Raw genomic sequence first — 25515 nt, 5'->3', positions numbered from 1 at the left:
CCCTCTCAGCAGAGCAAAACGCTCGGAAACGCCGAACTCTCTCGGAGACCCACCCACTCATTAAGCGGCCATTCCACTCGGGCCCAATCACAACAGATAGCGTCTACCCATGCAGCAGCCATCGCTGACCGCTGGTTGAAGCCGAGACTGGCCAGGACAGGGCGCGGGCTGGAGCCTGACGCGGACGATCCTGCCTGCGGCCTCCTGACATGTATGGTAGCATAGCGACCCCGGACCAGGCGAATCAGAGGGCCATCCTGGGCCTTCTGTCTCTGATAACGTTATCGGAAAAATATCGCCTGGAAGGTCGAATTTTTTTTCACCAGTAAGCGCTTTCATTGTGAGAAGCCGGAGCAACTGCTTGAAGATTACCCTTGACAGAAGGCTGATTCCCAGGTATGATTCAAACAACCACTGTGGCGATAAGGTTACCGGTAATGAATGCAAAGTCGAGGCAGAGCATGAATCGGCGACGCAGCACCATCGCCGAGATCGCGGCCCGTGCCGGGGTATCGATACCGACCGTCTCCCGGGTCCTGAATAACCGCCCGGACGTGGCCCCGGCGACGCGCGAGCGCGTCGAGCGGGTCATTCGTGAGGCTGGCTATGTGCGCAGTCGGGTAGCGAATGCCCTGAGAAGAGGGAGCAGCGGCATTATCGACCTCGTGGTGCCGGATCTGGATAGCCCCTATTATTTCGAGATCATTCGTGGGGTGGAGGAGGTGCTGGAGCGCACCGAGCTGCGCATGGCCCTTTCGACGACGCACGACGAGTCGCGCCGTGAGCGACTGTGGTTGCGCCAGGTCATTGAGGGAGCGACTGATGGGGCCATTTTGGTGCTTGCGCAAGGCCAGTCTGATCGCCTCGACGAGCTACGTCGGCATCGTATCCCCTTTGTGGTGGTGGACCATCGCGGCGAGCTGGGACCCGATGTTCCTTCGGTAGGCGCCACAAACTGGGCTGGCGGGCGAGCGGCAACCGAGTACCTGCTCTCCTTGGGGCATCGCCGCATCGCGATTATTGCCGGCTGGCCTAATCTCCGCTGCAGTCAGGATCGCATTGCAGGCTATCGGGCGGCTTTGGAGGAGGCGGGCCTGCCGGTCGATCCGGAGCTGATCCGCCCCGGCGAGTTTCGCCAGCAGACAGGCTACGATCAGACCTGCGCGCTGCTGGCTTTGCCCCAGCCGCCGACGGCCATCTTCGCCGGCAGCGATTTGCAGGCGATGGGTGTCTACGCTGCTCTGCGGGCACATGGCCTGCGCGTCCCTGACGATGTGAGCGTGGTCGGCTTCGACGATGTGCCGATCGCAACAATGGTCTCCCCAGCGCTGACGACGATCCGCCAGCCTCTGGCCGAAATGGGTCGCATGGCAACAGCGATGTTGTTGCGCCTGATTGCAGGCGAACTCCTCGATAGCATGCGCGTGGAGCTGGCGACCTCCCTGGTTGTGCGTGAGTCCTGCGCGCCCCCACCATCGCCTGATCGCTAGCGCTCGCCAGGGCGCCGATCATCGCAGGGAGGCGTGTGCTCATAAATCACTGGTAGAAAACACATCAGTATGTATACACGTCTGGCTGTATGCATGTAAGGATGGCAGGCGGATTCGTCTGCATCCTGCCAGCCGCCAGGGCCGGCGGCGCAGGCAGTCGCAGCAGCTGCTGCTGCAGAAAGGAGGCTCTTCTCAACGACGAGCGCCTGATCTATTGCTCACAAGGCAGCCGCTCTGGCGGCGGCTCCGATGTCGGCTCGCTTCGGTCTCTCTGTTTCTGTCTGGCCCCCGTCCCGGGACGGCAGCAGGAGCCTGGCCAGCCAGACGGCTGCCCTGTTCTTCCGGCCAAGCAAGGATGTTTTCCGGGTCTGTCCATGTGCAGCGCCATGCCACTGCGTGCGTGGGCCTCAATCACGACGGGCGAGCAAAGATGCCAGAGGAGATGGAACTATGCAGCAAAGGAGACTCTCTCGCCGCGACTTTCTCCAGACAACCAGCGCGGTCTCGCTGGCCGCGTTGCTCTCGGGCTGCTTTGGCGTGGGTGGCCAGAGCGGCGGCAGTAGCAACTCCCAGTCGATTGTCGTCTGGGATATCAGCAATGGCAATGACCAGAAGCTGATTCAGGACATCACGGCGAAGTTCAACCAGACACATTCCTCGATTCACGCCACCGTCCAATTCTTCCAGAATGACCCCTATAAGCAGAAGCTCCAGGTAGCGATGGGAGCGCACCAGCCGCCCGATATTTTCTTTGGCTGGGGCGGTGGCATCCTCAAGTCCTATATCGATGCCGGCGATGTTTACGATTTGACCCCCGATCTCAACGCTGATCCAGCCTGGCGCGATCGCTTCCTGCCTTCTTCACTCGGCGCTGCCACCTTCAACAACCACATCTATGGCATTCCCAACGATGGGGTGCAGCCGGTGGTCTTTCTCTATAATAAGGATATCTTCGCAAAGTATAAGCTCTCGATTCCTCAGACCTGGGGTGACCTGCTCGCTCTGGTGAAGACGGTGAAGCAGCAGGGTCTGCAGCCGATTGCCCTCGGTGGGGCCAGTAAGTGGACCTATTTGATGTATGAGATGTACCTGGTCGATCGCCTTGGCGGCCCGCAGGTCTTTGATGCCATCATGGCCAATCAGCCCAATGCCTGGTCAAACCCGGCCATTATCAAGGCCAATACGATGATTCAGGACCTGGTGGCTGCTGGGGCGTTCGGCAGCGGTTTTGCCTCGGTGAGCTACGATACTGGCCAGGCGAGCGCCCTGCTCTATACCGGCAAGGCGGCCATGCACCTGATGGGCACCTGGGACTTCGGCACCATCACGAACGATGATCCGGCCTTTATCCAACAGGGAAAGCTGGGCTGGTTCCCCTTCCCGGCGGTTGAGGGCGGCGTCGGCGATCCCTCCAATCTGACGGGCGTCCCTTGCAATTACTACTCGGTTGCCAAGACGTCGAAGGCTATCCAGGCCTGCGTAACCTATCTCAAGGATGCCGTACTGAACGACGAAGCGGTCGATCGGCGCATTGCCCTCGGCGAGATCCCCCCAGTCAAGGGCATCGAGAATAAGCTGAGCAATGCACCACATAGCGACTGGCTGCTCTTCGTCTATCGCCTGGTACAGAAGGCTGCCCACTTCCAGCTGGCCTGGGACCAGGCCCTGCCTCCGCAGCCAGCCCAGGCCCTGCTGACCAATCTGGACCAGCTCTTCTTGCGCCAGATCTCGCCACAGCAGTTCTCGGCCAACATGAATCAAACGATCGGTACCTGATGTAGCGCAGGCTGGCTACTCGCAGCGGTAGCTGTAGCGTGGCGGTGGGTGGAACAGGGTCTACGAGCGGGGAGGGTTCCCTGTTCCACCCATCTATCCTTTCTTCCATGTGCCTCCCTTGTCGCCTGCTGGATGCTACCCGCAGCGGGTGGATTGCCTGAGCGCTGAGTGCTGGCCGCTTCTCTGGGCGCCAGTCGTTTGACTGATCGTCTGCGTTGTCGGGGAGGCCAGGAGGCGTTGCTAGCACCTGTTGTTCTCCGTTGGTTGAGCTGAGGCTAAAGCCATGAGTATGAGTGTGACCGCACGCATTGCCCCTACCAGAAGAGGGCCTGCTTCCTGGCCGGCGCTCCTGTGGACGGCCCCGGCCCTGTGCTTCTATGCTTTGTTCGCGCTCTTCCCCCTGTTGGTGGCCCTGTACCTGAGCTTTACGAACTGGAATGGTATTGCCCAGGCGGCCTGGGTCGGCCCTGCAAACTGGCTCCATTTCTTCTCCGATCCGCTGACGCTGCACGCTGTGGGTCTGACCATCGAGATGATGATTCTGACCTGGGTCCTGCAGACGCCGCTGAGTCTGCTGCTCGGGGTCTTTATGGCGGGCCAACAGCGTTATCGCGCTGTGCTGAGCGTCTTCTACTTCTTGCCTTTGCTCTTCTCAACCGTGGCGATTGGGATCACCTGGGTCTCGATCCTTGATCCCAATTTCGGCCTGATCAATGTGACCCTGCGCGCCGTCGGCCTCTCTTCTTGGGCGCGTGGCTGGCTTGGCGACCCAAACCTGGCTTTCTATGTTGTGGCCATTGTCATTGCCTGGCAGTTCATTCCCTTCCATTCTCTACTCTATATGACGGGTGCACGTCAGATCCCCCGCGAGCTCTATGATGTCGCCGAGCTTGATGGGGCCGGTAGATTGCGTAAGTTCTTCTCGATCACGCTGCCGCAATTGAAGTATACCATTATCACTTCTTCAATCTTTATGCTGACCGGCTCGCTGACCTACTTCGATTTGATTTGGGTGATGACTGGCGGCGGGCCAGGCTACGCAACGCGCATCCTGCCGTTGCACATGTATGTCACGGCCTTTGTGAATGAGCAGGTTGGCTACGGCAGCGTCATCGCTCTGGTCCTGGCTGCGAGCGGCATTGCGCTCTCTCTCTTGCTGCTGCGGGTGACCGGTTTCTTGCGTATGTCGAGCCAGCTAGAAGGTCTCTGAGCGGCCTGGCGGAGAGAGGAAAGGAAAGAATGGAAAGCAGAAGAGAAGGAGGCGAGGCGATGCGGCTGAACCGTGCACTTCTGAGCGGGCTTCCCTTTGCTGGGGGGCAAAGCGCGCCGATGAGGGCCGCAGCCAGGGTGGCGCCGGCACCGTCCGGTGAAGCAGACCTGGAGAAGAAGCGTGTGCCGACGGAGCAGCCCCCGCACCAACAGCGGCCTTTCCGGACGAGTCGGCTGGTTGAGCTGATCCCAGCTTTCTGCGGCTTGCTCTGGTTTGTGGTGGCCTTCTACCCGCTGTTCTACATGCTGATGAGCAGCTTCCGCTCACAGGCTGGCTTCTATCTCGATAATCCCTGGCTGCCTCCATCACAGCCGACGTTGGAAAACTATAGCAGGGTCTGGGAGAATGGCTTTGGCCTGTATCTGCTCAACAGTCTCTTTGTGCTGGTGATCAGTGTGGCTCTGATCCTGTTGATCTCGGTCCCGGCGGCCTACGCAATCGCGCGCATGCGCAACCGGCTGACGCGAGCCATCTTCAGCCTGTTCCTGCTGGGTCTGGCCATCCCTTTGCAGGCCGTGATCATTCCGATCTATGCCCTCATCAGTGGCATGCGTCTCTATGATACGCTCTTTGCCCTGATCCTGCCCTATGTGGCCTTTGGAGTACCTTTGTCGGTGCTGGTACTGGTGACCTTTATTCGTGATATTCCTGCCGAGTTGCATGAGGCGATGCGCCTGGATGGCGCCAGCCATTGGCAGATTCTCTGGCGGCTCGTCATTCCACTCTCGCGCCCGGCCTTGATCACGGTGACCATTTATGAGTCGATCCAGGTCTGGAACGGGTTCCTCTTTCCCTTGGTATTGACCCAAAGCCCGGAGGTGCGCGTGTTGCCGCTCGCTTTGTGGAGCTTCCAGGGGCAGTATGCTGCCGATGTGCCTGCCATTATGGCCGCTGTCTTCCTCTCGGCGGTGCCGATGCTCTTGCTCTATATCTTCGGCAGACGACAGCTGCTGACGGGCTTGTTGGCCGGTTTCAGCCGCTGAGGCCGTCTGACAGACAAAGGAGCGGCGATTGCAGGGCAGCATTGCGCTCCTGGAGCCGGGGGAGGCTGGCAGTCGCCTCCTCGCTGAGGCTACGATCTCCGGCAAGGCAGAGGGAGGCGAGGCAGAGGAGGCAATGCCGAGGCAAAGGGACAGGCGAACAGCTGAGCTGGCAAAACCCGGCTCGTCACAACCATGAGAACGAGAAAGGATAAGATGACATCAGGTATGCTCACTACGCAGGGGTCACAGATTGTTAACGCTGAGGGCCAGCCCGTGATCTTACGCGGCGTCGGCCTGGGTGGCTGGATGAACATGGAGAACTTCATTACTGGCTATCCGGCCAATGAGGAGGCGCAGCGTGAAGCCTTATACAAGGTGCTTGGCCCCGAGCGCTATCGCTTCTTCTTTGACCGCTTCCTGGACTACTTCTTTGGTCCAGAAGATGCGCGCTTCATTGCCTCGCTCGGGCTCAATCTGGTGCGCATTCCGATCAACTATCGGCACTTTGAGTCAGATATGGAGCCTTTTGTCGTCAAAGAAGAGGGCTTCCAGCATCTGGATCGGGTGGTCAATCTCTGTGCGGAGCAGGGGATTTATACCATTCTCGATCTGCACGCTTTGCCGGGCTACCAAAACCAGGACTGGCATAGCGATAATCCGACGCACAAGGCGCTGTTCTGGAAGCATCGCCATTTCCAGGATCGAGCGGTGCATCTCTGGCAGGCGCTTGCCAGCCATTATCGAGACCATCCCTGGGTAGCGGGCTACAATCCAATGAACGAGCCTGGCGATCCAACAGGCGAGCTGATTGAGCCCTTCTATCGCCGCCTCTACGAGGCCATTCGCGCGGTCGATCCCCACCATATCATCTTTTTCGATGGGAACCACTATTCACAAGATTTTCACATGTTCCAGGAGCTCTGGCCCAATACGGTTTTTACGGCCCACGACTATGCTGAGCCTGGTTTCATCCACGGAGGCCCCTACCCGGGTTATACCGATGGCCAGTACTTTGATGCCAGCGTTGTTGAAGAGGTCTTTCTGAAGCGCACGGCCTTCATGCGTGAGAAGGGCAGCCCGATCTGGATCGGCGAGTTTGGCCCAGTCTACCGCGGCGAGCCAGAGAGCGATGCCATGCGCTATCAGTTGTTGCGCGATCAGCTGGAGATCTACCAGCGCTATGGAGCGAGCTGGTCCATCTGGACCTACAAGGATATCGGTCTCCAGGGCCTGGTCTATACCGCGCCCGACTCCCCCTGGAACGAGCTGCTGCGTCCTTTCCTGGAGAAGAAGGCCCGTCTCGGCGTCGATACCTGGGGGACATTGGATACGCAGATCCGCCATATCATGCAGCCGCTGGAGGAGACCTTTGCGCGTGAGTTCCCTGACTATGCTCCTTTCCCGTTTGGGGCGGGCTGGCTGATTCGTCGGCTGGTGCGCCACATTCTGTTGGCGGAGCCGCTGCTGGGGGAATTTGCTGCGCTCTTTGCTGGCCTGAGCGAGGCTGAGCTTGATCGCCTGCTCCAGTCGTTCCGCTTCGAGCAATGTATCCAGCGAGAGCCGCTCAACGACATTCTCAGGGAGTATGCTAATCGCTGACCGATGCTGACACAGGGAGAGAGCCGGCGGGCGAGCGAGTGCAGCGAGCAGATTTCACCCCCTTGAGCACCGCGGTACCCGACCCTGGCTCCCTTTCCTAAGAGAGCCGCGAGGCTCTCGCACTTGCCTCCCTGTCCCCGGGAGGAAGGGCGGGCGGCTGTGACCTGTTCTGCGGGCCGCAGCCGCCCCTCTTGTTCTCTTGCGCACTGGCTAGCCTGGGCTTGGCGGGGTGATCAGATCGCGGCTGATCAGCGCCTGATTAGTGGCTCCTGCTGCTCGCTGTTGCCAGGGCAGGCGTCGTCAGAGGCACGATCTCAACAATCGCGTTGTAGTCGGGCATGCCGGCGGCGGTATCGCAGACTCGCCGGCGAAGGAGGACGTTGCATTCCGGCCAGAAGGCTTGCACGTTGCGCGGCTTAATCTCGTCGATGAAGATGCGGCACGGCATGCTCTGGCCGTTGTCGCTCTTGACCAGCACGCGATCGCCGTGATGCAGGCCCAGGGCGGCGGCATCCTCAGCAGAGATAAAGAGGCTGTCGCGCGGGGCCCCGCTCATGGTATCCTTTTTGCCATAGATCAGGCTGTTGAACTGCTTGCCGCGGCGGGTTGAGAGCATAAAGCGTCCCTCGGGCAGGTTCAGCTCGGGCGGACGCAGCACGGAGAAATGGGCCTTGCCGTCAGCAGTTTTGAACTGGCCATCGCGGTAGAGGACACGCCCGCCATACTGCACCTGATCGCCCGGCTTACGGAGACGCTCGATACCCGCGTAGAGCGGCATCACGCGCGCAATTTCCTCGCGGATTGCCTGAGCATTGGGGAAGACGATGCGCTCGCGGCGCTCGGGAGAGACGCGGGCGGCGACCTCCTGGAAGATCTCCCACTCGCAGCGCGCCTCGCCGATGCGTAGTCCGGGTATCTCAGGCGTAAAGATAATGCGCCGCTCTGTGCTGGTCTCAGTCCCGCCTCCTGGCTGCTCATAGCGCGTTTGGGCGGGCAAGAGCACGACTGTATCCGCGGGATCAACCAGCATCTGACTGGTCACAAAGATATCCTGGTGGACGCGCATCGGGATGCGCTCCAGGGCCTGGCGCACGTAGTCTGGATCAGGCAGTACCTCCAGGAAGTTGCCGCCGCTGCAGTAGAGCACATCGAGATCACCATCATAGGCGGCGTCGATCATCTGAACGGCGCGCAGCCCTGTACCTTCTGGCACCTCGAAGCCCCAAAGCTGGCTGAAGCGCTCGACATCGGCTGGCTTATTGACGGAGGCTCCGCCTGGCAGCAGGTCTGGCACGGCGCCGACCTCGGCTCCACCCTGGACGCCGCTGTGACCACGGATGGGTACGACGCCGCAGTGCTCCTTGCCGACCCAACCCTGCGAAAGGGCCAGATTGACTACGGCCTTGACGTTGTCGACGCCGAAGGTGTGCTGGGTCAGACCCATGCTCCAGATGAGAATGCCGCTGCGCGCCTGGTGAATTAACTCGGCGAAGCGACGCATCTCATCGCGCGACAGGCCGCTGTAGCGCTCTAGCGTCTCCCAATCTTGTTGAGCCAGCTCGGCCTGCAGCTCCGGCCAGCCCACGGTGTGGCGGGCAATGAAGTCGTTATTGACCCAGCCTTGTTCGATCAGATACTTCAGGGTGCCGTTGAGGAAGGCGATGTCGCCGCCGGTCGAAACCTGGAAGAAGTCGTCCATCAGCCTGGTGCCCATGACGGCGCTCTCGGGGACCGAGGGCACCCAGTAGCGCGTCAGGCCCGGCTCCTTGTAGGGATTGATCACGACGATGCGCGTGCCGGCTTTTTTCGCGTAGTAGAGATATTTGGTCGTCACCGGCTGGTTATTGGCGATATCGCTGCCGAGCAGGATCAGCAGATCGGTGCCGATCCAATCTTTGTAGGAGACCGAGGAGGCGCCAACGCCCAACGTCTGCTTGAGGGCGACTGTGCTGGGGGAATGACAGACGCGGGCGGCATTATCGATATTATTGGTGCCCAGGAAGCGGGCCACCTTCTGGGCGACATAGTAGACCTCGTTGGTGATGCCGCGCGAGGTCAGATAGAAGGCCAGACGATCCGGGCGGGTGCCGCGGATACGTTCAGCGATCAGATCGAGCGCTTCGTCCCAGGAGACGCGCCGAAAGCCACTTTCACCGCGGCGTCGTACCATTGGATAGGGAAGACGACCGAGCTGACGTAGCTGAGGACTGGAGAGCTGCTTGAGGCTCTCTAAATCGTTAGTTAGCCGCTCCCAGGGCATCGCTTCCATTGTATTCAGCTGCAGTAGATTAAGACGGATGGTGCACAGATGGATGCCGTCCATCGTCCAGTCATGCATGCCGTAGGTGCCGAGGGCGCAGCCATCGCAGCAGCCGCGCGTCAGAATGCGCCAGGCGTAGAGTGGATGGCGCCGATTCTGCCAGATGGTGCGCGCGATCTCCGTAAAGTGATGAGGCTTGCGCTCGCCCAGGCCGAAGGGCTTCCAACTGGCCCACAGATGCGGTGCAATGGGTTTGCTTGCAGCCATAGCCTCGCCCTTTCTCTTCTTGAAGCGTCGTGACGCTCCCATACTGCCAATGATTGAAGTCTATACAAGGAAGGAGAGGCAGGAGAGATGGAACGCTCTCCTTCGCTGACAGGGGCACAGACCAGCCGCTCTGGCTTCGGGCTTTGGCGGCAGGCTGGCCTGTACCCTGGCTGACGGGTCCAACTCGCTTATGCTGGAGCGGCCTCACCCGTGGCCTCGACCTCGATGCGCGGCGGGCGCGTGAGGAGTGGCAGCAGGAAGCTCAGAACCATGATGATGGCCAGAGCCACCAGGGCCACGACGTAGCCACCGGTGCGATCCTTGACCTGGGCGATCAGGATCGGCCCGAGCACGCCGCCGGCGCTCCAGGCGGTCAGCATCAGACCGTAGATCGAGCCGGAATTTTTCGGACCGAAGTAGTCCGCCGTGAAGGCTGGCATGGTGCCGAAGCCGCCGCCATAGCAGAGGGCCACCAGCAAGGCTGGCACCAGGATGATGGCGAACGACTTGACGAAGACCGCCATCAGCAGAAAGAGCACCACCTGCAGGGCGAACATAATCATAAAAACCTGGCGACGCCCGATGAGATCCGAGAGCCAGGCCCAGACAAAGCGCCCACAGGCATTGAAGATAGAGATGAGGCTGACAAAGAGCGTGGCCAGAGCATCAGGGGCCCCGCCGCCAAGGGCAATCTGTTTGGCTTGAGAGATCATGGCGATGCCGGCGGTCACGTTGAGGGCCAGAATGCCCCAGAGCGCATACCATTGCCAGCGCGTCAGCGCCTCGCCCGGAGTAAGATCGCGGGTGGCCCGCTGGGCGATGACCTGAGCACTCGGAGTCCAGCCAGCAGGACGGTAGCCCGCCGGGGGATTGGCGTAGAACTGGGAGGCGAGACCAATCAGGATCAGGTAGATGATGCCGAGGGTCATGAAGGCCGGACCAATGCCGCGGGCCTGAACCCCTCCACCATAGGCGCTCATCAGCAGCGGCCCTACCTGCGAGACAATCACCGCTCCGCCGCCAAAGCCGAAGACGGCCAGACCGGTCACCATGCCACGCTTATCGGGGAACCACTTGACCAGGGTCGCCACAGGCACAATATAGCCAAGACCCATGCCCAGACCCCCAAGGACCCCGTAGGCCAGGCAGAGGAGTGCGAGCTGATTGCCGGTGAAACCAGCCAAAAAGACACCTAAGCCGTAGCAGACAGCCGCGGTTGTTCCTACAATGCGCGGCCCAACGCGGTCCATCCAGAAGCCGCCGATGGCCGCGGCAATACCAAGAACGAGGATGGCGATCGTAAAAGGCAGCGTTGCCTGCGTGTTATCCCAGCCATAGAGTTTTTGCAACTGGGAGGAGAAGACGCTCCAGGCGTAGACAGAGCCGAGCGCGAGCTGCATCACAATGGCTGCGATGACAATGATCCAGCGATTGCGTACCTGCGTCGTCGAGGTTGCGGTCGCCATAAGCTCATCCTTTCTGGCCACTAGTCTTGCCTACTAGCAGCCTTGCTCTGCTCATCTGGCTGCGACGCCAGACCTGCTTGCTCACCGTTACCGGTTGATCGGTTGCTCATGACTATCAGTCAGTACGAACCTGAAGGGAAATAGCGGCTCTTCGGCTGAGCTGACCGAGGGCAGGAGCCGACGCTGCTCAGCGATGGACGCAGGCAGAGTATGCCAGTCTGTGGCAGCACGGCAGAGTGTCAGACGATTCGACTCACAGTTGACTGCTTCCTCGATCAGCAAGGCCCTCCTCTGGCCTGTGCTCAGCCAGATTGATGCAGTGAAGGAGAGAGACGGGCCCCAGGCTGCTTGCCAGGCGTCAGAACCGGTCTACCAGCCGCACAGGTGCATCGGCGCCAGGTCAAGAAGCTTTCCTTCACCTCCCTTCTTGGCCTGGCGACCCGCTGGGCAGTGACAGAACTCTGCCCTTGATCACGTCAAAAGCTTCAGAAGGGTGGGAGGAAGTACCTATGCCTGACCCGGGCTTGGCACACGTACGCTGCAGCGCAAGCCTCAGTGGCCCGTGCTGAGGCTCTCAGTGCCCGGTGCTTCGCTCTGGAAGCAGAGTACTGAGGATCTGTGATAGTATGTGATAAGTATACCAGACTCCCGTGAGTCAATCAAGTCCATCTCTGCTTGATCTTCAAAGATCTACTGTAGTAGTTAAACTGATATTACTCTCTAGAAAGAATCAATTGCCTTGCGGCCTGCAGCCCAGCAGACAGCCTCTGAGCGACAACATCGGAGGAGGCATTGGGGTGAGCTGAGCATGCAAGGAGGGAGGGGAATCATCGAGAAGGCCAGCGAGAGAGCTGAGGGAGAGCGCCGGTCAGACGGGAGAGCGCGTCGTCTCCGGGCCATCAAAGCGGGGAATGTGCGCGTCCTTGCTCTGGCTGACGAATATGAGCGAGAGCTACTTGTACGCCAGCTATTACGCCAGGGCTGGAGCATTCGGCGAACGTCCCATTTTCTGCTTGCCCGGCGGGCGAAGGCGGCAGAGGAGCCTGTACTGGAGGAGCGGCTCCTGGCCCATTGGCTGAGTGAGCAGGAGAGCGATAATCGGCTCGTTGACTATCTTCAACAGGAGTTGGTGAGGAGTGGCTGGCTGCAGAGCGAAGCCGACTTTAGTGCTGTCCTGAACGCCCTCATTGTCTCCTTTGAACCAACAGCGCCCTTACGAGCCTGGCGCCTCTTTGCCCTGAACACCTTCACTCAGCTGAGCGAGCGGATCGCTCAAAGTCCCGCGAGTCTCGCGACCAGCATCGAGAACAACGAGGGAAGCGAGACCATTGCTGCCTTTGCTGCCATCTATCGCCGCCTGCACTCTCTGCTATGTGGGAAGAGCCTGCTTGATGTCGGCTGTGCCTGTGCCTACTGGCCACTGCTCGTCGCCAAAGGCGGTCACTGCTTGCCGGGGTCCATTGTCGCCGTTGATCGGCGGGCCGAGGCGCTGCGCTTATCAGCGCTCCTGGCTGAAACGCTGGGACTGGCCACTCAGCTACGCCTTGAGCAGCAGGACCTCTGCCAGCCGGCCTTTCTGCGCCTGGGACAGTTTGATACCGTCACGGCCATCCACCTCCTGGAGCATCTGGAAGAGAGCGAGCTGCCACTGGCCTTGAGCCAGCTGCTCAAGGTCACCCGTCGTCGCCTCCTCATTGCCGTTCCCTATGAGGAGCAAGCTCAGGCTTGCTATGGGCATCGTCAAGTCTTCTCACCCGCTAAACTCCAGTTTTGGGGGAAATGGTGTCTGGAGCAACTGGAGGAGGAGGCGGTCTACTGGTGCGAGGACCTGCTTGGAGGGCTGCTCGTAATTGAGCGTCGCCAGCAGCCTTAGCGTCACATCAGCCTGCGAGCACAAGCCAGGGGCGAAAAAGACGGAGCAGACTCAAGCGGGAGCCTGCTCCGTTGGGAGGGTGGGAGTCCGTGCGGCGGAGACCGCAACAGGACCGGCCATTTAATGAAGAAGCGGAGGCGCTAGACGATCGTACAGGCAGTGCCGTTCAGATAGAAGGCGGTCGGCGATGGATTACTGCCGCTCCAGGTCCCATTGAAGCCTGGATAGACCGACGAGCCTGGCGCGATCGATCCATTGTAGCTGGCGTTGGTGATCGTCACCTGGCTTCCCTGCTGCGAGAAGACCCCGTTCCAGCCCTGAGTCACTGTCTGGTTGCCAGGGAAAGTAAAGGTCAACGTCCAGCCATTAATCGTCGTCGACCCGGTGTTGGTCACCGTCAGATTGGCCGTGAAGCCACCTGGCCATTGATTCACGGCGTAATGGACGCTGCACTTCAGCCCGGCTGTCGGAGTCGAAGTCGGTGTAGGTGTGGGCGTTGGAGTAGCCGCTGCCGTAGGTGTGGGCGTCACTGTTGGGCGCGGCGTTGGTGTAGGAGTCGGTGTACTGGTTGGTGTCGGAGTAACAGCCGCGGTTGGAGTAGGAGTCGCGGTCACTGCCGTTGTTGGAGTGGGGGTCGTCGCGGCCCCAGCGATATCCCCGTAGACAATGCCGAAGCCATTCGTGCCGAGGTAGACGCGACCGTAGATCCGCGGATCACCTGTGATCGTCGTGATGTTCCCATACTGATGCTGGCTATCGTTAATCAGCACCCAGCTATTGCCGCCATCGTCGGAGCGGAAGATGCCGCGCACACTGCCGACGATCCCACTGATGTAGAGGGCCGGGTAGCTCTGGCCAGGGGCGGCCATCCCGAACCCGATCTTATCGGCGCCGGCCAGACTGGTCAGCTTCGTAAAAGTTTGGCCGCCATCAGTCGAATGCCAGAGGCCGTAGTCACTGGTCCCAGCATTGCCGCCGGCCACCCAAACATCGCCCTCGCGGCCCGGTACAGCCTTCACCACCACCGAATCGCCGGCCTGGGGCAGGCCCGTGGCCGCTGATGCCGTGAAGGTCGCGCCGCCATCGGTGCTGTACCAAAACTTTCCCTGGCCGTAGGCGTAGAACTTCTTCGCATTGACACGATCCGAAGCCACAACGGCATTCTGGGGGACGTTGGCCGAAGCCACCCAGCTATTGCCATTATCGGTCGAATAGGAGACCGGGGCATTGACTGGGGCCCACAGCACGCGACTGGCGTCAGCGGCGGCGGCCACAGTACCGCCATTCTGAGAGACGCCGGAGATATCCTTGTTCCCGGCGAACCAGGTAGCGCCACCATCGTAGCTGAAAGCCGTGCTCGTCACCGGCGGGCTGGCGCTTGGATTGCCATAGCCAACACGCACCATAAAGTTCGGGTTCAGCTCGGCGTAGTCAATGGCGGCATATGAGCCAGCGTAAGGGATGTAGTACATTTCCGGGGGCGACTTCGTCAGATCATCGTGGCGGAAGCCGCTCACGTCGGCCATCGTGCTATAGAGGTGAGCGTTGGCCGGCGGACTCACTAAATCAGAAACATACTCCTCCTCGATGCCCAGCGCAGTACTCTTGAAATTGACAATGCCACCATTCTGATAGTTATCCCAGGCGGTCAGATTATTGGTCGCGTAGAGTGTAGCGCCGGTGCCATACATCAGACGATTCGGATTGAAAGGGTCGATGTTCATGCCCTCGATCATCCAGCCCAGCTTCACCGCTGGTACTGGCGGCACCGGGTTTTTGTTGCCGAAGTCGAGCCAGGGGGCATTAGAGACATCGATCGTATAGTAGAGATTGCGGTTCGGATAGCTGGCCCAGCTCCAGATCGGTTCCCAGCTAGCGCCGCCATTAGTGGTGCGGAAGAGCTGAGCGTCGGGCCACCAGGAATTGACGCTGGCTACCACGATCGTGCCGGGATGCTGCCAGTCGACAGCCAGACCGCCGTAGCCAAAGTAGTCGTTGGAACTATCGGAGCCGGGCACGGGACTGATCTTTGTCCAGGTGCCCGTGCTGGGCGTAAACTTCCAGACATCGCCGCGACTCCCATTGTAGGGGCCTTCCCAATCGCTGTAGGTCACGTAGAGCGTTCCCTGCGAATCGACCTTGCCCTGGTGGGGGAGATAGCCAGTAGAGGCGTCGCTGGTCGTACTCCAGGTGGCCCCGCCAGTGCAGGTCACCGTCGTACCACTGACGCTGCAGGTCGGCTCGCCCGGGATCGGGGACCAGGTTGCGCCCGCGTCGGTGCTGCGATAGATGTTGTAAGCGCCGCTGCGGTTATCGGCGACACCGACATAGATGGTCTTGGTAGGGCTGCCCGAGGTACCGGTCGAGGGGTCGAAGGTCACCCAGACGACCCCCACCGGGTCGCTGAGATAGCCGCTCGAATCGTTGGGGTTCTCTGCAAAGGGGCCAGTGTCGGGGAAGTTCGTCACCTTGCTCCAGGTCACCCCGTAGTCGGTGCTGCGCCAGAGGCCGTTGCCACTGCGGGCACCAAAGTAGAGGATGGCGTCGTCATTGGGATCAATCGCCAGGCGCTCGCTCATGCCGCGCCCGGGCATATTGCCCCCCATCTTAAAAGGCATTGGCGTGATCTGGAAGGTATTGCCGTAGTCGGTCGAGCGCAGGATGACCCCGTTCTGGTTGGTCCAGCTATTGGTGTACAGGCCGGCAGCAATGTAGAGGCGGTTGGGCTGGACGGGATCGGTGGCGATGCTCTCGACGCCGGCCATGTTCCAGTTGTCAGGAGTCACCCAGGCCATCAGTTGCGTCCAGGTACCAGTTGCAGGATTCCAGCGATAGGCTCCGCCGATGTCTGTGCGCGCGTAGATCAGATCCTTCTGTTTGGGATTAAACACCACGTCGACGACAAAGCCGCCCCCACCGCCCGTCACCACATTTTGCCAGGTATAGGACTGGCTGGCAGCCGGAGCGGCCCCGGCTGCGCGCGAGTGGAGACTGGTCAGAATAATGGTGGGCAGAAGGATGACACAAAGGGCCAGCAGAGGCACGGCCTGGCGGGTCCAGCCAACCCCTCTAGTCCACCAGGGCCATCTGGACCACTTGCGGGGAGGTGAAACGTGTTCTACCATAGCAAGCACTCCTTTGCAGCGGTAGTCATGAAGAAACAGGCTGAGCGCTCAGTCGACACAGACATGGGGAACCTTGCTGCTCCGGCTACTATTCGTGATGGTATCGCTCCCGGGAGCGATACCACAAGAGCAAGGGCTGAGCAGGTAATAGGCAGATGGGCAGCAGGAGCGCCTCCTGTTCGGGAAGCGGCAGAGGGTCGGGATCAAGATGATTGAAATGTATGAATATACAATTGGGATTCATTGGCGCGGCTAGAGGTTGCTACTGGCGGACGGTAATGCTACAATAGCAATCGTAAACGGTTCCGTAATCGGTTACATAACGAATGAAACTGTTGCGATCTGCATTGTTAGGAAGCCTCTCTCATTGTACGGTGCAAGGGTGGGTTGGGAGTGTACAATCGAGAGAGTAGGCAATGCCGAGAGCAACGGGATGCTGTGAGGTTGCGATTAGCAAGCAAAGGCCGTCACAGGACTGCAGAGCAGGATGCTCTCAGCAGATCAGCCAATGCTGCGAGGTCTTTGGAGGAGACACGCATGCCGACCCCAAATCGTCGCCTTAGGCAGGCACGCGAACTACGAGGTTGGTCCCAGGCCAAAGTTGCGGAGCAGATTGGTACCGATGCCACCACAGTGAGCCGTTGGGAGCGAGGATTATTTTCCCCGACCCCCTACTTTCGCGAGAAGCTCTGTCAGCTCTTTGGCAAGAACGCCGAGGAGCTAGGGCTGCTCGACAGTGGCAAGGAGCAGTCTGGGGAGGGAGGAGTAGCGGCAATGGCGCCGGCGATGGTAGGGACGGAGGTAGGGGAGAACGGCCATACGCTTCCCTGGGGAGCAATGCCGCCCCAAGCGCCGTCATGGCAGCAACGCACGGACACCTTTGCCTATATTTTGCAGAGTGCGGTGCATGATGTGCAGGCGCATCTTCTCTGGGAGGAGGCCTATGTACGGGTGTTGCAAGGTCAACGGGCGCAGGCCCAGCGCTCGGGGGAAGCCAGTCTGACTGCCTTCGAGCAAGTTGGGCACATGAATGCTGCTGTTCTGCGCGAGTGGTTGCGGCAGCATGGACTGCTCACCTCCTCGTCGCCGCCCCCATCTTCCTCGGCTGGTGCGGTAGCCGAGCCCTCGGTGTCGCAGTCGCACCAGCAGCCAGCGTCTGCCGTCTCGGTTCCAGGGGCCGGATCTGGAGCCTCTGAGAAGCCAGTCGGGGCTATTCGGCGCTTTGGCTATGGGAGAAGTCTAGGTTTCCTCCTGGTGCTGATGATGGTAGCTGCGGTAGTCCTCTGTGGGCTCTCATTAGGCCAGCTCCAGCCTACTGTTCTTTCCTCACCTCGCCTTGCTGGCTCAGGGCAGGATGCCCGTACTATTGCCACGGTCCCCGCCTCTTCCTCGCCGGCGGAGAGGACAACGCTCTCTACTCCCACTGCGACGGCGGCTCCCACTGCAAAGGCGTCTCAGTCCCCGCAGCCCACTTCCTCCCCCACGGCTCTGGTCCAGGCCTCGCCGACCGCCGCTGCGGCCTCTGCGGCTCTCATGATTACGGTCACCCCGGATAGACTGACGCCACGCGACTGCGTCCTTGAGGCCCTTGGTTATCGTTGCACTCTAACGCTGTGGCCTTTCACTGGCCAGGCTGGTAAGCTCTCCTGGCAAGCCAGCAGCCGTGATCTCCCTGTGCGTTTCAATCCTCCTGGTGGCAGCTGTACCCCGGGGCAGCCGTTTGAGGTCATCACCTACATTGTGAGCAACCCTGGTCAGCAGGGCCATCTCTCCTTTACCTTCATGATCCCATCTTCGGGCACCACCTACACGCAGATTGTGCTCTGGCAGGACTAGCCAGCTGAGACTGCTCGTTCGCGCGCCTGGTTAATGTCCCTGAACCTCGCGCGCTGGCTGGCTCCCGGCAGCCAGCCCGACCACTGTACTTCAGTTGAGCAAAAGAGATTGTCCAGGCGCCTTGGTGAGCGCGGCGGAGTGCGAGGCGGCTGGGGTGGCTCTCGCTCTCCGCTGCCCGTCAGGTGCCTAGTGACTGTCTAGCGGGTGTTCTTGTGGGTACTGGGCAACTGGGATAGAGTATTTTTCCACCAGCCCGAAGAGGGATTTCGCTTCCCCGCTGGCTTGAGAACAGGAAGGGAGGGAGGGCTACAGTGCGTGTCTTGAGGAAAGGAATTGGAGGCCCCATGAACATCTTCCACCTGGGGGTACCGTTCAGGAGCAGGCTCACGCTCTCAGCGGCGGTGCTGGTCATGCTGGGGGTCTTGCTTCTGTTGACGACCTGTCTGATCGGCCCTTTCCATCGTCCCACCTCAGTGCGCGCGGCGCCGGCCTTTAACTATGGTGAGGCGTTGCAGAAAGCCATTTACTTTTATGAGGAGCAATCCTCTGGTCCAAAACCGTCCTGGAACCGTGTCCCCTGGATCGGCGATTCGGCTACTAAAGATGGCTCCGATGTCGGCCTCGATCTGACCGGTGGCTGGTATGACGCCGGCGACCACGTCAAGTTCGGCCTGCCGATGGCTTACACAGTGACCGTGCTCTCCTGGGGAGTCATTCAGTACCGCAATGCCTTCGTCCAGGATGGGCAGCTCCCTTACATCCTCAACAATATTCGCTGGGCCACGGACTACTTTATTAAGGCCCATCCTTCGCCTAATGTGCTCTATGGACAGGTAGGCGACCCCAGTGCCGACCATGCTTTCTGGGGACCGGCTGAGGTTATGCAGATGGCCCGCCCCGCCTACAAGATTGATCCGAGCTGTCCTGGTTCTGATCTGGCCGGCGAAACCGCTGCTGCGATGGCTGCCGCCTCGATCGTTTTCCAGCCGACCGATCCCTCCTATGCCAGCACGCTGCTGACTCATGCCAAGCAGCTCTATACCTTTGCCGATACCTACCGCGGCAAGTACGATGCCTGTATTACTGCCGCCAGCGGCTACTATACCTCGTATAGTGGCTATAATGACGAGCTGGTCTGGGGGGCCATCTGGCTCTATCTGGCTACTAACGATAGCAGCTATCTCACCAAGGCCGAGAATTATTACAACAACCTCAGCTATCAGTCGCAGACAAACGTCCACTCCTATCGGTGGACGATCGGCTGGGATGATGTTTCCTATGGCTGCTATGTCCTGCTGGCTGAAATCACGGGCCAGCAGCAGTATAAGGACGATGCTCAGCGCTTTCTGGACTGGTGGACAGTCGGCGTCAACGGCTCGCGGGTGACTTACTCGCCGGGCGGTGAGGCTTTCCTCGATAGCTGGGGCTCGCTACGCTATGCGGCCAATACGGCCTTCCTGGCCCTGGTCTATGCCGACTATCTTGGCTCCAGCAATCCGCTCTATGCTCGCTATCACGATTTCGCTGTCCAGCAGATCAACTACATTCTGGGCGCTAATCCTCGCAATTGTAGCTACATCGTAGGATTCGGCTCCTGCTATCCACAAACGCCTCACCATCGCGAGGCGCACGATTCGTGGACGAACGATATTAACAATCCGACCTACGAGCGTCATATCCTCTACGGGGCGATGGTCGGCGGCCCCAGTTCGGCGGATGATCAGTTCAGCGATAATCGCCAGAACTATCAGACCAATGAGCCTGCCGATGACTACAATGCCGCGCTCGTGGGAGCGCTGGCTCGCCTCTATCAGGAGTACGGGGGCAGCCCGGTCTCTTCCTTCCCTGATAAGCCCAAGGATGATGATGAGATCTATGTGACGGCGGCGGTCAACGCTTCGGGCAGCAACTTTACCGAGATCAAGGCCATTTTCATTAACAAGACCGGCTGGCCGGCGCGTGTGACCAGTAACCTCTCACTGCGCTACTACTTTACGCTGGAGCCGGGCGTGACGCCGAGCATGCTCACGCTGAACATGAACTATACCGAGTGCGGTAACCAGCTCTCGGGTCCGACGCAGTACTCGGGCAACATTTACTATGTGACAGTGAGCTGTGCTGGCGTGTTGATCTATCCCGGCGGGCAGAGTAACTATCAGAAGCAGGTCCAGTTCCGCATTACCAGCTCTGGGGCCTGGGACCCGACCAATGACTGGTCATATCAAGGCGTGGCCACGCCTGCCGGCGCGACGCCGGTGAAGGTGACCAACATTGTGGTCTTTGATGGGAATACCCAGGTCTGGGGAACGCAGCCGAATGGCGCTGCGCCAACGCCGACGCCCGTACCCACGGCCACGGCGACAGCGGCACCCACTGTCACCCCGACGGCGACTGCGACCAGCACACCGACTCCAACGCCAACGCCGCGACCCACTGTCACACCGACTCCAACGCCCAGCCCGACCCCGAGCCCGACACCCAGTCCCTCGCCGGTGGCGGGTGCTAGCTGTCGGGTGCAGTATGCGATCACGGGCCAGTGGCCGGGGGGCTTTGGAGCAGTGATCACCATCACGAATACGGGGACGACGACGATCAACGGCTGGACGTTGAAGTTTACGTTCGCGAACGGGCAGACGGTGACGCAGGGGTGGAATGGGAGCTTTAGCCAGTCGGGCAGCACGGTGACGGTGACGAACCTGTCCTACAACGGGACGATTCCGCCGGGGACGACGCTGAGCAATGCGCCGGGCTTCAACGGGACATGGACAGGGACGAACACGGCACCGACGAGCTTTACGCTCAACGGCGTGACTTGCAGTACCTCCTGACCGGGTGAGCTGGCTGCTTCAGGCTTGTCTGCTATCTGCTGGGAAGAGAAGAGAAGCACCGCTGGGAGCGCGCAGAGCCGGTCAGCAGGTCTGTAGACTGATCGAGTGAGCGCCGTCTCTAGCGCGTGGTGAGGACGAGGGCAGATACACCTCCTCTCTTCTATCCCGTCGCCTCTAGCTGCGAGGAAGGGGAAGAGTCAGCCTTTGGCTCTCTTCCCCTTTCTTTTGTCTCTTGTCTCAACCCGTTTACATGCTCCTCTTCCTTTGGGGGCAGCTATGGGGTTAGGTTGGGTTAGGTTAGGTTGGGTTGGCCTCCTACTCTCTGTAGCGGAGTAGGAAGCCTGGCTTTTCTTTCTCTGTACAGTCTTTCGGCAGAATTGGCGCTGGCGGAGGATCAGAAGGCTGGTAAGTCAGGGACAGAGCACGTGGATGAAAGCATGACCGCCGCTACTACGGGGGATGCCTACAATCCAGTACTGCCCATCGATCTGGGCGATCTGATCAAGTTCGCCGGCGTTGTCCGCCGTATCCTGAAGCATTTGCCACTGATGGCCATCCCAGTGACCAAGGAAAGGCTGGAAGGTGTTGCTGCCATCACGGACGCGCCCGACCACCCAGACGCTGCCAGAGCTGCTGACGGCCACACTGGCTAGCCAGTTGCTGCTGTCAGGGGACACGGCTGGGGTGTCAATGATCTTCCAGTTCTGGCCATCCCAGTGCTCGCTCAGCAACCGGTTACTGGCGCTGCCCACCGCCCACAGGTTGCTGCTGTTGGTCCCATCGATAGCGTAGAGCGTGCCGCCCCCGGAAGGAGTCAGGTCGGGGCTGGCCACCGGATTCCAGCTTTGGCCGTTCCAGTGCTCGATCACTGGCTGATTCACGCCCTTGCCGTCGCGGAGCACGCTACCATAGCCTACGGCCCAGACATCGTTGCTCGCCAAAGCCTTGATGCTTGTGAACTGCAGGCCACTCACTGGCTCGGGATGCTTAACAATGGTCCAGTGCTTGCCGTCCCAGTGCTCGATCAGCGAGCTGAGCGGTCCCCGGGTAGGCACCTGGAAACCCACAGCCCAAACGTTATCGCTGGCAGTTCCCGAGACAGCCACCAGGGTATTCTTGCCGCCGGGCGCGCCATCGGGAGCGCTGAGGACGCTCCAGTTCTTGCCATCGTAGTGGACCGTAAAGGGGTGGGAAGCAAGGCCGTTCGTCAGCTGCTCGCCCACAGCCCAAATATTATCTGGCGCGATCTCGACAATATTGCGTAACACAAGCTGGGCCGAGAGCGGTCGGAAAGACACGTTCCACTTTCTGCCGTCCCAGTGCATAATGCCTGCGCCAATGCTCCAGACATCATGAGAGGAGAGGCCTGTAATGCCAAAGCCTGTGAAGTTGGTGGACAGCCCTTGTGGTGAGGCGCACCACGGCCTGGCTGGCGCTTGGGCTGAATTTGGCCCGCCAGAGGCGGGACCCGATCCATGCCAGCTCTGTAGCAGGAAAAAGGTGCCGCCAGCGAGAAGACAGACCATCAGCAGCAAGATGGTGAGAAGCTTGACACGGCCTGGCAGGCCGCGCGGTGGCTCCTTCTTGTTCTCGATGGGCGGTCTGATATCTGGCAGAGGAGAAGAGGTCTGAGATACGTAGGATGTGTAAGGCGGTGTGTGCTGTTCTCCCATCATGCACTGAACTCCTCTTATCCTGGATAAATTGTTGACCTTAAAAAGGGATGAAGGCGGCGGAGTGCTCCGCCGCCTTCGCTGGTCCTTGCCTCACGCAGACTCATACAATCGTGGCTCAACTGGTGCTACAGGTCACGCCGTTGAGCGTAAAGCTCGTCGGTGCCGTGTTCGTCCCTGTCCATGTCCCGTTGAAGCCCGGCGCATTGCTCAGCGTCGTCCCCGGCGGAATCGTCCCGTTGTAGGACAGGTTCGTCACCGTCACCGTGCTGCCCGACTGGCTAAAGCTCCCATTCCACCCCTGCGTCACCGTCTGCCCATTCGCGAACGTAAACTTCAACGTCCAGCCGTTGATCGTCGTCGTCCCCGTATTCGTGATGGTGATCATCGCCCCAAAGCCTCCCGGCCACTGGCCCGTGATCACGTACTGCACCCGACAGCTTAGGCCCGCTGTAGGCGTCGGGCTCGGGGTCGGGCTGGGCGTTGGAGTCGGTGTGACAGTGGGTCGCGGCGTTGGCGTTGGAGTCGGTGTGCTGGTCGCAGTCGCCGTCGGGGTGGCAGTGGGTGTTACAGTAGGCCGCGGGGTGGAGGTCGCCGTTGGCGTCACACCCGGCGTGCTGGTGGCCGTAGCCGTGGGGGTCGGCGTCCCGGAAGATGAGGGCGGGAAGAGGATATCGACGTCGGCCATTGCCATCGCGATATCGGCCTGGGCCCAGAAGCGATGGTAGTTGAACGTGGGAGCCGGGCCGCCATTCAGATAAGCCTGCACCTTGGACCAGTTCGGGTCTTGTGTATACTTCGGACGCTCGGTCAGGAAGGTTGTTGACGAGTTCAGGGTTGCGCCCTGGGCGTTCTTACCGGTCCAGCCCGAGGGGATAGACACAGAGTCATTGAACTGGTTATAGTCGGTGCGGGTCTCAGGATTAGAGACGCCGATGCTATCCGAATAGTTGTTCCACATATCGTCGAGCAGCGTCTGCGCCAACGTACGCGAAGAGGTATCGCCCGACTTCGCGGCGTAGAAGAGCAGCGTCTTGGCCAGCGCTGCTGTCACGCCCACGTCCGTGGTCGTATCGACCACCGTCACGTGCAGATTGGTATTGGTCACAGGCGTCGAGTTCGCCGTCCAGTTTTGTGAGGGCTGGCCGCTCCAGTTGAGGGTGGAGGGGATCGAGTAAGTGCCGTTCGAGTTGACCGTTGTCACCGACTTGGCCCAGGCGACCCACTTATCGAGGATCGACTTGGCGGTCGCATTGCCGGTTACATAGTAGTACTCGGCCACGCGCTCCATCGACCAGGCCTGGAAGCCAAACCAGTTATTGCTGGGAGGATCATGATAGACTGGCTCCCAGTCGTAGGCCATGCCGTAGAAAGTTGGATCACCGGCTGGTGGGGTTCCGTAGTGACCGTCCCAGCTATTAGTGGCCCCGCCGGCAATAGCGCCTTCGGCGGACTGGAGCCACTGGTAGAATTGCAGCTGACGCTGCAGGCTCGTCGCCCAGTCGCTCGGCGCGGTCGGAGACTTTGGCTCGAGGGCGGGCACGTTGCTTAAAGCCCAGGCGGCCAGGGGGTTCTGATAGCCCTGGTGGGCAGAGCTGGAGCCGATGCGCCAGGCCCAGTTACCTGCAGAAGGCAGGGCGCCGCCCCAGGCATAGTACCAGCCAAGCAGATAGGTAGCGCTGTTCTTGCCAGAGCCTGCCGGACAGCTCGGACTCTGGCAGCCCATCGTCTTAAAGTACTTATCGAACAGGCTGTAGCGCAGATAGTCGCCCATCTTGGCAGCCTCGGCGATCTGCGCGGAGATTGCGCTGGCCTGACCCTGAGCGCTGGCCCACGTATAGGCCCAGTAGGCGGCCTGAACGGTACGCGCATCGGCGTCAGGGGCGTCAGTGTAGCGCCACTGCTGCTGGTAGCTGCCACCAGAGGCAGGCTTGTTGAAGAGGCTCAGGAAGCCGGTGCCGTCGTTCCTCCCCCAGGTGAAGGTCTCGCACTCGGGATGCACGACCGTCTTCCAGACCGACTCCGATGAGCCACGCTGGTAGGAGTTGATGAAAGAAGGCTTGGTCGTGCCATCGCCACAATGGCCGTAGCCGTACCAGTTGTCGGTATCGAGAAGCCAGGGCATGCCGTAGATATCAGGCGTGCCGTAGGTCTGCTGCAGTTCGTTGAAAAGCGGATCTTGTCCAACTGATACGCTCGAATCGAGCTGGGTTGGATAGTCGGTGATATTGGGAGACTCCGGCGCATACTGGGCCGGGCTGCTAGGGTTGTAGCCGCTGTTGGTCGGCTGGTCAGCATGCGCAGGAATCATGTACGTGTCCATAGTCTGCCAGGCGTTGATGAAAGGCTGCCAGTTGCCCGTCACCTCGCCGTAGGTCGCCTCCAGCCAGATCCAGAAACTGAAAGTCTCGGAGGTTGTCTCGTGCCCGTAGTCAGGGGCCTCGACAATCAGCGTCTCTACCGAATGGTAGGGAATACCCTGAGAGCTAAAGTAGCCGTTCGCCGGGTTCTTGATCTCGTTATAGAGCGTCAGAAAGCGTTGCGTGTAGACCGATGTGGCTTGGGCAGCACTGGCACTCTGGTTGGCTGCCCGGGTAACTGCTAGCTGCTGCAGGCCAAGTACTCCTCCAGCTAACAGGGCGAGCATCACCAGCGCCAGCGACGCGGTGCGCAAAATCCTTTTACGATTCACACTAACCTCCTTGCTATCAGACTGCGTCGGAAAGCTTCAATGGCAGGTCTTCTTGCTGCCCTCTTGCTCGCAAGATATGGTGTGCATCGCTGCCTTCTGCTCGTTCTCCTGGACGAGGGCAGGGCCGTTCCCTTCGGAAAAGCTCCGAGCAGCATACCTGCTCGCTCTCACCTCCTTGCGCCCTCTTGTGAAGCTAGCGAACCTCTCTGCTCCTTCGCCCCGTTTGCCTGCTCCTGCCCGCCTTTCCGCAACCGCTTACGTGACCGGTTACGAAAACGCTGCTGAAAAAAAGCAAACGGCTCGAAGATGAACCTGTGGTACCCCTATTGTAGGGGGGCGAATCGGCGGGAACAACGGCAGCTACTAGGCAGCCTGTG

The 25515-nt window shown here is 60.1% G+C and carries 13 protein-coding genes; 8 read left to right on the top strand and 5 right to left on the bottom strand.

Translation table 11 applies throughout. The annotated features are described in order from the left end of the window. Positions 1–437 precede the first annotated feature (437 nt). The 5 genes from BGC09_RS03150 (at position 438) to BGC09_RS03130 (ending at position 7118) form a co-directional block, all read left to right on the top strand. Positions 438–1490, top strand: coding sequence for a LacI family DNA-binding transcriptional regulator (locus BGC09_RS03150; protein WP_084657888.1), 1053 nt, complete (start codon positions 438–440; stop codon positions 1488–1490). A 450-nt stretch (positions 1491–1940) separates the two neighbouring features. Next, positions 1941–3266 carry a substrate-binding domain-containing protein gene (locus BGC09_RS03145; RefSeq protein WP_069802000.1) on the top strand — a complete coding sequence of 442 codons (1326 nt, stop codon included), beginning with the start codon at positions 1941–1943 and terminating at the stop codon, positions 3264–3266. A 289-nt stretch (positions 3267–3555) separates the two neighbouring features. Continuing rightward, positions 3556–4476 carry a carbohydrate ABC transporter permease gene (locus tag BGC09_RS03140; protein ID WP_069801998.1) on the top strand — a complete coding sequence of 307 codons (921 nt, stop codon included), beginning with the start codon at positions 3556–3558 and terminating at the stop codon, positions 4474–4476. Positions 4477–4535: 59 nt separating this feature from the next. Next, entirely contained in the window at positions 4536–5519 is a 984-nt protein-coding gene (locus tag BGC09_RS03135) for a carbohydrate ABC transporter permease (RefSeq protein WP_218103947.1), read from the top strand. Between the two features lie 213 nt (positions 5520–5732). Further along, positions 5733–7118: a glycoside hydrolase family 5 protein gene (locus BGC09_RS03130; RefSeq protein ID WP_069801996.1), complete on the top strand. Its 1386-nt coding sequence runs from the start codon at positions 5733–5735 to the stop codon at positions 7116–7118. 259 nt (positions 7119–7377) lie between these two features. Here BGC09_RS03130 and BGC09_RS03125 read toward each other — a convergent pair whose 3' ends face one another. Both BGC09_RS03125 and BGC09_RS03120 read right to left on the bottom strand, forming a co-directional pair. Beyond that, positions 7378–9645, bottom strand: coding sequence for an FdhF/YdeP family oxidoreductase (locus BGC09_RS03125; protein WP_069801994.1), 2268 nt, complete (start codon positions 9643–9645; stop codon positions 7378–7380). Between the two features lie 188 nt (positions 9646–9833). Beyond that, positions 9834–11111, bottom strand: a complete 1278-nt coding sequence (locus BGC09_RS03120) for an L-lactate MFS transporter (protein WP_069801993.1) — start codon at positions 11109–11111, stop codon at positions 9834–9836. An 808-nt stretch (positions 11112–11919) separates the two neighbouring features. On the opposite strand from BGC09_RS03120, the gene BGC09_RS03110 reads away from it, so the two are divergent. Further along, a complete protein-coding gene (locus BGC09_RS03110) occupies positions 11920–12984 on the top strand; it encodes a class I SAM-dependent methyltransferase (protein ID WP_069801989.1) in 1065 nt (354 codons plus the stop codon). Positions 12985–13124: 140 nt separating this feature from the next. On the opposite strand, the gene BGC09_RS03105 is transcribed toward BGC09_RS03110, so the two are convergent. Continuing rightward, positions 13125–16109, bottom strand: coding sequence for a cellulose binding domain-containing protein (locus BGC09_RS03105; protein ID WP_084657887.1), 2985 nt, complete (start codon positions 16107–16109; stop codon positions 13125–13127). 537 nt (positions 16110–16646) lie between these two features. Between BGC09_RS03105 and BGC09_RS03100 the strand changes: the two genes are divergently transcribed. Both BGC09_RS03100 and BGC09_RS03095 read left to right on the top strand, forming a co-directional pair. Beyond that, positions 16647–17945 carry a helix-turn-helix domain-containing protein gene (locus BGC09_RS03100; RefSeq protein ID WP_069801986.1) on the top strand — a complete coding sequence of 433 codons (1299 nt, stop codon included), beginning with the start codon at positions 16647–16649 and terminating at the stop codon, positions 17943–17945. A 344-nt stretch (positions 17946–18289) separates the two neighbouring features. Next, the gene (locus BGC09_RS03095) at positions 18290–20773 is read left to right on the top strand and encodes a glycoside hydrolase family 9 protein (RefSeq protein ID WP_218103946.1); all 2484 of its coding nucleotides are present in this window, start codon (positions 18290–18292) and stop codon (positions 20771–20773) included. A gap of 410 nt (positions 20774–21183) precedes the next feature. Here BGC09_RS03095 and BGC09_RS03090 read toward each other — a convergent pair whose 3' ends face one another. Both BGC09_RS03090 and BGC09_RS03085 read right to left on the bottom strand, forming a co-directional pair. Beyond that, positions 21184–22449, bottom strand: coding sequence for a hypothetical protein (locus tag BGC09_RS03090; protein WP_069801984.1), 1266 nt, complete (start codon positions 22447–22449; stop codon positions 21184–21186). Positions 22450–22564: 115 nt separating this feature from the next. Next, on the bottom strand, positions 22565–25093 hold the full coding sequence (locus BGC09_RS03085) for a glycoside hydrolase family 48 protein (protein ID WP_084657899.1): 2529 nt from the start codon (positions 25091–25093) through the stop codon (positions 22565–22567). Positions 25094–25515 lie beyond the last annotated feature (422 nt).

Origin of the sequence: Thermogemmatispora onikobensis (assembly GCF_001748285.1) — a bacterium.
Classification (GTDB): Bacteria; Chloroflexota; Ktedonobacteria; order Ktedonobacterales; family Ktedonobacteraceae; genus Thermogemmatispora; species Thermogemmatispora onikobensis.
Note: the sequence above shows the minus strand (reverse complement) of the source record. Positions and strands in the feature narration are given on the sequence as shown.

Excerpts from the sequence above, each read along its gene's own strand:
- BGC09_RS03150 (WP_084657888.1), top strand. The coding sequence starts at position 438 with ATGAATGCAAAGTCGAGGCAGAGCATGAATCGGCGACGCAGCACCATC.
- BGC09_RS03145 (WP_069802000.1), top strand. The coding sequence starts at position 1,941 with ATGCAGCAAAGGAGACTCTCTCGCCGCGACTTTCTCCAGACAACCAGC.
- BGC09_RS03140 (WP_069801998.1), top strand. The coding sequence starts at position 3,556 with ATGAGTGTGACCGCACGCATTGCCCCTACCAGAAGAGGGCCTGCTTCC.
- BGC09_RS03135 (WP_218103947.1), top strand. The coding sequence starts at position 4,536 with ATGCGGCTGAACCGTGCACTTCTGAGCGGGCTTCCCTTTGCTGGGGGG.
- BGC09_RS03130 (WP_069801996.1), top strand. The coding sequence starts at position 5,733 with ATGACATCAGGTATGCTCACTACGCAGGGGTCACAGATTGTTAACGCT.
- BGC09_RS03125 (WP_069801994.1), bottom strand. The coding sequence starts at position 9,645 with ATGGCTGCAAGCAAACCCATTGCACCGCATCTGTGGGCCAGTTGGAAG.
- BGC09_RS03120 (WP_069801993.1), bottom strand. The coding sequence starts at position 11,111 with ATGGCGACCGCAACCTCGACGACGCAGGTACGCAATCGCTGGATCATT.
- BGC09_RS03110 (WP_069801989.1), top strand. The coding sequence starts at position 11,920 with ATGCAAGGAGGGAGGGGAATCATCGAGAAGGCCAGCGAGAGAGCTGAG.
- BGC09_RS03105 (WP_084657887.1), bottom strand. The coding sequence starts at position 16,109 with ATGGTAGAACACGTTTCACCTCCCCGCAAGTGGTCCAGATGGCCCTGG.
- BGC09_RS03100 (WP_069801986.1), top strand. The coding sequence starts at position 16,647 with ATGCCGACCCCAAATCGTCGCCTTAGGCAGGCACGCGAACTACGAGGT.
- BGC09_RS03095 (WP_218103946.1), top strand. The coding sequence starts at position 18,290 with ATGAACATCTTCCACCTGGGGGTACCGTTCAGGAGCAGGCTCACGCTC.
- BGC09_RS03090 (WP_069801984.1), bottom strand. The coding sequence starts at position 22,449 with ATGATGGGAGAACAGCACACACCGCCTTACACATCCTACGTATCTCAG.
- BGC09_RS03085 (WP_084657899.1), bottom strand. The coding sequence starts at position 25,093 with ATGCTCGCCCTGTTAGCTGGAGGAGTACTTGGCCTGCAGCAGCTAGCA.